The sequence below is a fragment of the Hamadaea sp. NPDC051192 genome (genome assembly GCF_040682475.1).
Taxonomy (GTDB): Bacteria; Actinomycetota; Actinomycetes; order Mycobacteriales; family Micromonosporaceae; genus Hamadaea; species Hamadaea flava.
In genome coordinates this window covers 64962-71002 of record NZ_JBFBAZ010000034.1, presented here as the reverse complement: position 1 = coordinate 71002, position 6041 = coordinate 64962, and the positions used below count along the sequence as shown (strand labels likewise).

6 protein-coding genes are annotated in these 6041 nt (G+C 70.1%); 2 read left to right on the top strand and 4 right to left on the bottom strand.

Annotated elements, in window-relative coordinates; genetic code table 11:
* Positions 1–238: 238 nt before the first annotated feature.
* On the bottom strand, positions 239–1708 hold the full coding sequence (locus AB0M47_RS17200; protein WP_363414134.1) for a M28 family metallopeptidase: 1470 nt from the start codon (positions 1706–1708) through the stop codon (positions 239–241).
* 569 nt (positions 1709–2277) lie between these two features.
* Between AB0M47_RS17200 and AB0M47_RS17195 the strand changes: the two genes are divergently transcribed.
* Both AB0M47_RS17195 and AB0M47_RS17190 read left to right on the top strand, forming a co-directional pair.
* Positions 2278–3024: a helix-turn-helix transcriptional regulator gene (locus tag AB0M47_RS17195; protein WP_253754695.1), complete on the top strand. Its 747-nt coding sequence runs from the start codon at positions 2278–2280 to the stop codon at positions 3022–3024.
* Positions 3025–3050: 26 nt separating this feature from the next.
* Entirely contained in the window at positions 3051–3872 is an 822-nt protein-coding gene (locus AB0M47_RS17190; protein ID WP_363414131.1) for a class I SAM-dependent methyltransferase, read from the top strand.
* A 12-nt stretch (positions 3873–3884) separates the two neighbouring features.
* On the opposite strand, the gene AB0M47_RS17185 is transcribed toward AB0M47_RS17190, so the two are convergent.
* From AB0M47_RS17185 to AB0M47_RS17175, 3 genes are read right to left on the bottom strand one after another with little or no spacing between them, the layout of a single operon-like run.
* Positions 3885–4904 (bottom strand): sugar kinase, encoded by a 1020-nt coding sequence (locus tag AB0M47_RS17185; protein WP_363414129.1) that lies wholly within the window; start codon positions 4902–4904, stop codon positions 3885–3887.
* The gene (eda, locus tag AB0M47_RS17180; RefSeq protein ID WP_363414126.1) at positions 4901–5521 is read right to left on the bottom strand and encodes a bifunctional 4-hydroxy-2-oxoglutarate aldolase/2-dehydro-3-deoxy-phosphogluconate aldolase; all 621 of its coding nucleotides are present in this window, start codon (positions 5519–5521) and stop codon (positions 4901–4903) included. Before eda ends, AB0M47_RS17185 begins: the two co-directional genes overlap by 4 nt.
* A gap of 13 nt (positions 5522–5534) precedes the next feature.
* Complete coding sequence (locus AB0M47_RS17175; protein ID WP_253754703.1) at positions 5535–6038, bottom strand: CGNR zinc finger domain-containing protein; 504 nt, start codon at positions 6036–6038, stop codon at positions 5535–5537.
* Between the last annotated feature and the right edge of the window lie 3 nt (positions 6039–6041).

The following is a 6041-nucleotide window of genomic DNA, read 5'->3' as shown; positions in this document are numbered from 1 at the left end:
GTTCCTCCCGCGGTGAGGGTACTCAAGGAAAGACGCTTCGCGACACCCCGGGGATGCCTTCGTGACGGGTCGCGGATCTTACTGGCCGGACGGCGGATGGTCGCCTGACCGAATCGGTGGTCACATCCAGCCCGCTCACAGCCTCACCCCGTTAGGCGCGTTGATCATGGAGTTAACCGTGGTCTCGACGGCGTGCCGAGGGGGTAAACCCCATGATCAACGCGTCCAACGGGTGGGGTCAGGCGGGGGTGGGGGCGGCTGCTGGGCTTCGGCGCCCGGCCTGGTCGACGGCGCGTACGCCGAACTGCACGTTGTCCTTCGACAGATCGATGGTCGCCGTCGTCACGTCGCCGACCTCGACGACATGTGTCCAGTCCGGAGCCGACGACTCCCGCCACACGATCTCGTAGCCGACGAGGTCCGGTTCGGAGCCCCGGGTCCAGCGCAGGGTCGACTTGTTCGTCAGCGCGGACGTGTCGATCTTGACGGCCTTGGGCGTACCGGGGGCTTGGGCGAGCGACCAGAACAGGGCGGCGTTGACCTTCGCGACCCGCGCGATGTACCGGAAGTCGCAGAACTCGGGCAGGTCGCCGTACTGCACGCCGTTCTCCACGCGTACGTCTTGGTGCTGGTGGGCGAAGTCCTCCCGGGGCTCGGTGAACCGGCAGCCCGGGTAGCCCAGGTTGAGGAACGAGATGTGGTCGCTGCCGCGCAGGTACCGGTCGCGGCGGTAGACGAGGCGGATGTTCATGCCGGTGTGCTCGTTCTGGGCGGTCGCCAGGGCGTACCGGGCAAGCTGCCGGGAGACCGAGTCGTTCTCACCGCCGATGGATCGGCGGGTCGCCGCCTCGGCCGCGGTCTCGGCGGTGGGCACGCCCTCGGCGAACATCCGGACGAGCCGGTCGTGGCGTACGCCGTCGTCGCCGATCGGGCTGCCGACGATGTCGTTGCTGACCATGCCCTGCACGTCGGCGCCGTTCGCCTTCAACTGCTGGGCCAGGTACGCCGACCCGTACAACCCCTGTTCCTCACCGGCGACGGCGGCGAGGACGATCGTCGCCGCGCTCGGCCGGGTCGCCATCACCCGGGCCAGTTCCAGGACGACGGCGACCCCTGAGGCGTCGTCGTCCGCGCCGGGCGCGTCGCCGGTGGCGTTCATGACGTCGGTGACGCGGGAGTCGTAGTGCCCGGTGATCACGTAGACCCGGTCCGGGCTGGTCTGCCCGTGCACTGTGGCCACGATGTTGCTGATCACGGTCGGCACCGGAATCCGGGAGGCGACCGGCTGGAGGTAGGACTGCACCTCCACGGTCATCCGGCCGCCCGACTCGGCGGCGTACGCCGACAGCTGCGCGAAGATCCAGTCGCGGGCGGCGCCGATCCCGCGTACCGGATCATCCTGAGTGGACAACGTATGCCGGGTGCCGAACGCGGCCAACCGACGGACGGTGGCCTCGACCCGGGCCGGGTCGATGTCCCGCAGCAGGCTGCGGAGCTGGGCGTCGGGCCGCTGCGGAGTGATCGGCCGGCCCGGGCCGCCGAGGTCGCCCACCCCGCCGCCGGCCAGCTCGGCTCCGTCCAGTTCGGCACTGGCGGAAAGGGACGGGGCGGCAGCGGCGGCGGCGGGCAGGACGGTGGCCGCCGCGGTGGCGGCAGCGGATACGGACAGGAACGTACGCCGGGTCGGCGTGTTGTCATTGAGTCCCATAGATGGATCGTCGTCCCGATGACGCGCGCTGTCGACCGCAGCCGCCGGGACGCCACGGCGACGCTCACCCGGACGCCACGGCGACGCTCGCCGGAAAGCCGCGGCGACGCTCCCCCGGGCGCCGCCATGACGCTCATCCGGGCGCCGCTGCGGCGCTCCCCCGGGGTCGCCATGATCATGGTCATTCTCCTGTCACTATGGCGACCCGAAAGTGACCATGATCTTGGCCCGCCGGCACGCGCCACCCCAACCGCCGCCCCTTTTGACAGCGTTATCCCGAATAAAGAATATGGCCGTACCGCAATTCACTACCGCACCCCGCCGCGTACGCGTGCGCGCAATAAGAAAAGGCGCGCTCGAATAGCGTCTACTACCGCATTGAAGGCGCTCCGATGTCCCACCATTGGACGAAGATCAACAAGGCATCGAACCAGGTAGGGTGCACGAAAATATGCGTTGTGCTGGTTCGGATCCATGCGTTTTGAACCTCGATGGAGTTTTTGTTGCCGTGCCCGATTGCTCGTTGATATAACCGCGTGGTGGAATTGAACGGATCGCGGGGAGGACCCATGCGAAACGAACGGCTGCGCGAAGCCATCCGCGCCAGTGGACTGGCGATAACGGAGCTCGGCGGCGCCGTCGGAGTCAACGGCAAGACGGCACAGCGGTGGGTCTACGAAGGACGCACACCTCGCCGGAAGACGGCCGACCGGGTCTCGCGGCGGCTGGGCGTACCGGTCGACTGGCTGTGGCCGACCATCACCGGACCCGACGCGGGTCCCGACAACCAACCGCGCGACTTCGTGCGGCTCTACGCGCACCGTGGCGAAGCGCCTCGGCAGCTCTGGCACGAGCTGATGCGCGGGGCGAAGTCGAGCATCGACATACTGTGCGTCACGGGGCTCTTCCTGGCGGAGGACAACCCCAGCGTCGACGACCTGTTGGCCCGCAAAGCCGAGGACGGGGTGCCGATACGGCTCGCGATGGCGCATCCGGCCAGCCCGGCCCTGCGTCGTCGCGCCGCCGAACAACGGCTCGTCGGAGCACTCGCCGCCCGCGCTCGGGCGGCGATCTCCTACTTCGAGCCGATCGGCGCGATACCCGGGGCGCAACTGCGGACGCACAGCCTCACGGCGTACTCGTCGATCTTCCGGTTCGACGACGATCTCCTGCTCAACCAGCATCTCTTCGGTGTGCAGAACTTCCTCAGCCCGCTTATGCACCTGCGGCGGGAGACCGAGGGCGGCCTGTTCGACCTGGTGACCGACGCGTTCGACCGGTTCTGGGTGGCCACGATGCCGATCGGGCCCGACTAGGCTGTGCTGAAAAGGAGCGCCCTTCCATGACCGACCTCGCCGCTCTCGCCCGCCGGCAATACGCGACCCTCGACCCGCTCGAGGTGCGCATCCGGACGCATCGGCTCTACAGCGCCCAACCGGACGACGTCGACGCGGCGGTCCGGGCGGCGGTCGGGCTCAGCGCCGCTGACGACCTCCTCGACGTCGGCTGCGGCACGGGCGCCTTCCTCCAGACGCTGGCCGGGGAGGGACACCTCGGCCAGCTCACCGGGCTCGACATGTCGCCCGCCGCGGTGACCACGCTCGCGGCGGCACCGGGCCTCACCGCGATCGAGGGCGACGCTCAGCGCCTGCCCTTCGACGACGCCGCGTTCGATGTGGTCACCGCGCGCCACATGCTCTACCACGTTCCCGATCCGCTGCTCGCCGTGCGCGAGGCCCGCCGGGTGTTGCGTCCGGGTGGGCGCTTCGCGGCCGTGGTCAACCTCGAGACCACGATGCCCATCCTGATGGGGCTGCTCGCCACCTCGGCCGGCACGCACGGCTTCGCCCGCCTGCGGCCCCGCGGCGAGGTCGGCCGGGGTCCGCGCATGGCCAGCGTCCACGACGGCAATCTTCCCGCGCTGGTCCAGCAGATCTTCGGGTACGCACGAACGCACCGCCACGACAACGCGCTGGTCTTCCCAGCACCCGCGCCGATGATCGACTACGCGGTCTCATGTCTGGTCGGCTGGGGTGTGGCCGACAACGACTCGCGGCGCGACGACGTGATCGCGACCCTCACCGAGAACGCGGCCACCCTGTTCGCGGACGGCGGCCCGGTACGCGACCCGAAGGGCTACGTGATCGTCACCGCGACCGCCTGACAGCCCGTCGGTCTACCGGCTGACGTCGGCGACCGCCGTCGTGGCGAGCGCTGCGACTTCGGCCAGCGTCGCCATCGAGGTGTCGCCCGGGGTGGTCATGGCCAGCGCACCGTGGGCCACGCCGTACTCCACGGCGAGGCTCAGGTCGAGTCCGGTCAGCAGTCCGTAGATGAGGCCGGAGGCGAAGCCGTCGCCGCCGCCGATCCGGTCGAGCACCGCCAGGCCTTCCCGCATCCGGGATTCGGCGATCTCGCCGTCGCGCCAGACGATCGCACCCCAGTCGTGCACATTGGTGGAGTGCACTCGGCGCAGCGTGGTGGCGACGACGCGGAGTCGCGGGAACTCCTTGACCAGGTCGTCCACGTGCCCGGCGAAGGTCGCCGCCGAGACCGGCGCCTCGGTGGGCACCCCGAAGAGCACGTCCACTCCGGACAGCAGGCGGCGGTTGACCTCCTGGGCCCGTTCGCGGCCGCCTCGGCCGTGCCAGAGGCTGGCCCGATAGTTGAGGTCGTACGAGACGGTCGCGCCGTGCCGATGGGCCGCGTCGATCGCCGCCTCGATGAGGTCGGGCGTGGTGTCGGACAGCCCGGCGAGGATGCCGCCGGTGTGCAGCCAGCGTACGCCGCCGCCGAAGAGCGCATCCCAATCCACATCGGAGGGACGGAGCTGGGCGACGGCGGTGTTTCCGCGATCGGACACCCCCAGCGGCGCGCGTACGCCGAAGCCACGTTCGACGAAGTTGAGCCCGTTGCGCACCTCGCGCCCGATGCCGTCGTAGGGCAGCCACGCGACGTGCGACGTGTCGACTCCACCGGCGAGCATGAGGTCCTCGACCAGGCGGCCCACCTCGTTGTCGGCCAGCGCCGTGACGATCGCCGTACGCAGCCCGAAACACCGCCGCAGCGCCCGCGCGACGTTGTACTCGCCGCCGCCTTCCCAGACCGAGAAGCTGCGCGCCGTGCGTACGCGTCCCTCGCCGGGGTCGAGCCGCAGCATCACCTCGCCGAGCGCGACCAGGTCGACCGCGGTCATCGCGCGGCCAACTCGACGGCGGCGGCCGACCGGCGGGTGATCTCGGCGAAGTCGCCGCTCGTCAGCAGATCCGGGGCGGCCAGCCAGGACGCGCCGACCGCGAGCACGGCGGGCTCGGCGAGGTAGCCGGCGAGGTTCGCCAGTGAGACGCCGCCCGTCGGCACGAACTTGACCTGGCCGAACGGGCCGGACAGCGCGCGGATGCCGGCCGGGCCGCCGAGCTGCTCGGCCGGGAAGAACTTGACGGTCGTGACCCCCGCTTCCAGGGCGGCCTGCAGTTCGGTCGCGGTGGCGATCCCCGGGATCACCGGTACGCCCACCTCCTGGCAGCGCCGCACCACGGTCGAGGAGAACCCTGGGCTGAGGATGTATTTCGCGCCGGCCTCGACGGCCAGCTCCACCTGCTCGGCAGTGAGCACGGTGCCGGCCCCGACGAGCAGGTCGCTCTGCTCCGCCAGCGTCGCGATGGCCGCCAGGGCAGCCGGCGTACGCAGGGTGATCTCGATGGTCCGGATGCCGCCCGCCCACAGCGCCTGCCCGAGGTCGAGCGCGAGCCCGGCGTCGGGCAGTGCCACGACGGGGATGATCCGTGTTCCGCCCAGCTGAACGTCGTTCACGTCAGCGAAACTACTACACCCGGTTCCGGGCCCGATAGGCCGCGACCGTCGTCCGGCTGGCGCAGGTGTTGGAACAGAACCGTCGAGTGCGGTTCTTGGACTGGTCGACGAAGAAGTCTTCGCAGCCGTCGGCCGCACAACGTCCCAGCGTCAGGCCGGGGTCACCGGTGGCGACGTGTGCGAGGGCCGCACCGACGGTCTGCCCGATCCAGCGGACCGGCTCCTCGCCGTTGCGCGCGAAGTGGATGTGCGGATGGTCTTCCCCGTCGTGATCGGACAGGTGCATCCGCGGTGGATATCGCCGCAGCAACGTGTCGACCGCGTCCACCGGTACGCCGTCGACGATCTGGCCGAGCGCCGCCCGGATCACCTTCAGCAGCGGCGCCAGCTCGGCCGGGCCGGGCGGGGTGACCTCGTGTTCGGTGAACATCTGGTGCCCGTCGGAGGCGGACGCGGGCGAGTTCACCAGCTCGACCGCGAACCGCGTGACGTTGCCCAAGTAGTCGACGTATTCCACTTG

Bases quoted from the DNA above. Each gene is read 5' to 3' on its own strand.
- AB0M47_RS17200 (WP_363414134.1), bottom strand. From the start codon at position 1,708: ATGGGACTCAATGACAACACGCCGACCCGGCGTACGTTCCTGTCCGTA.
- AB0M47_RS17195 (WP_253754695.1), top strand. From the start codon at position 2,278: ATGCGAAACGAACGGCTGCGCGAAGCCATCCGCGCCAGTGGACTGGCG.
- AB0M47_RS17190 (WP_363414131.1), top strand. From the start codon at position 3,051: ATGACCGACCTCGCCGCTCTCGCCCGCCGGCAATACGCGACCCTCGAC.
- AB0M47_RS17185 (WP_363414129.1), bottom strand. From the start codon at position 4,904: ATGACCGCGGTCGACCTGGTCGCGCTCGGCGAGGTGATGCTGCGGCTC.